Origin of the sequence: Pandoraea sp., assembly GCF_004297875.1 — a bacterium.
GTDB lineage: Bacteria > Pseudomonadota > Gammaproteobacteria > Burkholderiales > Burkholderiaceae > Pandoraea.
The window spans coordinates 1-3,153 of sequence record NZ_SCSK01000049.1 but is presented as its reverse complement, the minus strand read 5'-3'; the positions used below and the strand labels follow the sequence as shown (position 1 = coordinate 3,153).

Annotated in this window: 5 protein-coding genes and 1 pseudogene; 1 reads left to right on the top strand and 5 read right to left on the bottom strand. The window is 56.7% G+C overall.

From position 1 onward, the window contains the following. Positions 1-104: 104 nt before the first annotated feature. On the bottom strand, positions 105-422 hold the full coding sequence (locus EPN80_RS15545; protein WP_293029171.1) for a pyridoxamine 5'-phosphate oxidase family protein: 318 nt from the start codon (positions 420-422) through the stop codon (positions 105-107). Beyond that, on the bottom strand, positions 419-601 hold the full coding sequence (locus tag EPN80_RS21135) for an S-adenosylmethionine decarboxylase (protein WP_366468332.1): 183 nt from the start codon (positions 599-601) through the stop codon (positions 419-421). The genes EPN80_RS15545 and EPN80_RS21135 overlap by 4 nt, the downstream gene beginning before the upstream one ends. 368 nt (positions 602-969) lie before the next feature. On the opposite strand from EPN80_RS21135, the gene EPN80_RS15540 reads away from it, so the two are divergent. After that, complete coding sequence (locus EPN80_RS15540) at positions 970-1,512, top strand: flavin reductase family protein (protein ID WP_293029169.1); 543 nt, start codon at positions 970-972, stop codon at positions 1,510-1,512. Between the two features lie 78 nt (positions 1,513-1,590). Here the strand turns inward: EPN80_RS15540 and EPN80_RS15535 are convergent, their stop codons facing one another. The 3 genes and pseudogenes from EPN80_RS15535 to EPN80_RS15525 all read right to left on the bottom strand — a co-directional run. Then, positions 1,591-2,172 (bottom strand): ester cyclase, encoded by a 582-nt coding sequence (locus EPN80_RS15535; protein WP_293029166.1) that lies wholly within the window; start codon positions 2,170-2,172, stop codon positions 1,591-1,593. 249 nt (positions 2,173-2,421) lie between these two features. Then, positions 2,422-3,000: a flavodoxin family protein gene (locus EPN80_RS15530; protein WP_293029163.1), complete on the bottom strand. Its 579-nt coding sequence runs from the start codon at positions 2,998-3,000 to the stop codon at positions 2,422-2,424. A 33-nt stretch (positions 3,001-3,033) separates the two neighbouring features. After that, positions 3,034-3,153 (bottom strand): annotated as a pseudogene (locus EPN80_RS15525) (IS630 family transposase); the annotation flags it as partial.

Below are 3,153 nucleotides of genomic sequence, written 5' to 3'. Positions count from 1 at the left end.
TTCCTGCATCTCATCCATTCCGCGCATCGAATTCACTGCCAAAGATCATGAACATGATATCCATAACGTTCGACCCCAGGATCCCGTTTACGCGGGATCGAATTTCAACAGCCTGCTAGGGCGATGCCGTCGAACGTAGCGATACTCACGGCGATGTCATTGTCGACACAAATCTTGGCAAACCGACCCTTCTTGGCTGAATGGAGATACAGATAGCCTCCAATGCGCCAGTGCGCCATCGGAATCACGACCGGCCTCGCGTTTTGCATGAACCCGACATGACAAAGATAACTGCTGTCGATAATCGAGTGTATTGTCGCCTCATCGTACGATGCCCGCTCGGCGATGCGCTTTACCCGATTTGATTCAGTAACCGGATATGTCTGGCGGGAAGATGCGGTCTTGCTGTCGAATTCGCTCATATGACGGGTGCTTTGCTACACGGCGATAAATGCATCGGAATTCCAGAAATAGTGCGAGACCCTCGTTGCAGGAAGCGTATTGCTTTCTCCTGTGCACCAAGCAGATGCGCAACGCGCGAAATTGCCGATTCAGGATCGCGGCCGCACGTAAATACATCTATTGCGATGTAGCGTTTCAAGGTGTGTTGATTACAAAGAAACCAGGATTTTTATCGATTGGCGCCGATAAATCGATTGAAAGTTTTACAACACCAGGCGGTCAATATAAATCATCAATAAATAGATATGCCAATCAAAAGTCTTAAATCAATTTGAGAAAAAACATATTTTTATGTTTCTTGCCTTGATGGTGAGCCCAGCGTAAGGGCTCGGCGCGGTATACGTCATCGATGGCGTTCTGTTGTCGTTCAGCGCACTGGGCCAGTTGGCCACGCGATCTGGCCATGCTCGGGGCGAAATTGAACTGGCATGCCGCCGACCACACCTCCGATTCCGGCCACGCGTACAATCCATCAGGCAGGCTCGGTTTGTCGATCGGAGGTGCGTGATGCGTCAGCTCGAACTCAGCAAAGCCTTCACACTGATGGAGTCGGGGCCCGTCATTCTCGTGACCACGCATGACGGCGGGCAAGACAACATCATGACGATCTCGTGGACCATGGTGATGGATTTCACGCCGGTGTTCGCCATCACGACCGGCGAGTGGAATTACTCCTACGCGGCGCTGCGCAAGCATCGCGAATGCGTGATCGCGATTCCCACTGTCGATCTGCTCGACAAGGTGGTGGGCATCGGCACCTGCTCCGGCGTGGACACCGACAAGTTCGCCAAATTCAGGCTCACCCGCGTGCCGGCCCGGCATGTCAAGCCGCCGCTGATCAAGGAGTGTCTGGCCAATATCGAATGCCAGGTCATCGACATCGTCGAGAAGCACAACATCGTCGTGCTGCAGGCCGTGGCCGCCTACGTCGACACGACCCGCAAGGAAAAGCGCGTGGTGCATGCGGTGGGCGACGGCACCTTCATCGTCGATGGCCGCAGGCTGGATAGGCGCAAGATGATGGCGAGCAAGCTGCCGGCGGGGGTTTAGGAAAAACGGACCGAGGCGCGGGTAAAGACCACCTCGATCCGATGACGTCGGCGGCTGGGCGAGCCGAAGCCGGAGCCGTTAGTTGCTGACGCCGATCTGCTTCATCAACGTTGCGGTGTCCCAGAACAAATACTCCTCGTCCATCGTTCCATGGTTGTTCCAATGCCCCAGCGTCGCCATCGGCAGGTGGTAGCGTTTTCCGGTCGGCTGTATGACCTTGCCGTCGGCGAGCACCATGGGCTTTGTGAAGGTGCCGTCGAGGTAGCCCATGACCGCTGTCCAGCGACCGTCGGCGGTACCGAATCTCACCGTATGCTCAGTAATGCGATTATCGGGGGCAAAGGTCCACATGAATTTCAGTTCTTTGATGTGGTCGGGAATGCCTTTCGTGATGTGACCATCCGGGTAATGAACGACGATGTTTGCCGCATGACTCTTGTGGAGGTCCAGCCAGCGCTGCTGGGTATACACGTGAAAGTCCAGGTCGTCGAAATTCGCGAGGTGGGCTGCCAGCGCGGGCGGCATGCCGGGAATGATGGGCGTCGGCTTGCCTGCGGTGGTGGGCGGCCAGGGATTGGTTTTGGCAAACGATGACGAAATGCCAAACGCACTCACGGCGATCATGCCTGCTGCGATCGCGAGCTTGATTTTTCGATTCATTGCATGGATTCCTTAATGTTATTTTCGGTGCTGGTCTAAACAACGGCGCAATATGAAATATGGAATCCCCCCGTCAGACGGAGTCTTCGTCGAGTATTCCTCACATGCGATCAAAACGCTGTATGCGTGACTCATCCCGCCCACGTGGCGCTCTTGCCCCGTGGCGCACCTGCCAATGGCACTGAGGATTCACGGGAGTGCCACCTGGGCGCGCGGGGGCGGTCTGGCGACCGACGGAAACTGGATGTGTCAGGAGGCGCACCACCGGCTGGCAACCTGGGCGATGCGTTGCCCGAACAGGTGCGCCGTGTGCAGATCGCCCGGGCCGGGAGCTTCGTCCGGCGAAGCGTCGGCCGGCGATTGCGCCATGGCGCCAGCGAAGGCGCCAAGGTAATTGATGTCGTCTCGACCGGACGCTTTCTTGTTGGCCGACATCAGGCCCGTTCCGACCCAGAGCATTGCATGCTGCATCGAAAGCGTAAAAAGGTAGCTCAGCGTCGAATGCTTGTCGCCGTTCATCGAGCCGGAATTGGTGAACCCGGCCGCGAGCTTGTCGCGCCAGCCTTGCGCTGCCCACGCCTTGCTGCTGGCATCGGCAAAGCGCTTGAACTGCCACGGTACGCACCCCATGTAGGTCGGGCAGCCGAAGACGATCGCATCGGCTTCCTGCAATTCGTGCCAGGCGTTGTCCTTGATCAATCCGTCGCTGTCGACGACGATGCCGCTCACATGTGCGTCGGTAACCGATTGGATTCCCTCCATGACTGCTGCTGCCTGCCGGGCCGTGTGCCCGTAACCACTGAAATAGACTACCGCTACGTTGACCATTCTTGTCTCCTGGGTTTTACCGCACCACCGATGCTAGTCCACTGAATCAGAAGAATCGGCGGTGATGCGCCGTGTCGGATCGGCGTAGATCCACTTCAATGGTTTGGGATCCTTGTTGTACTGACGGATATAGCGCATGAGCTTTTTGTCGAG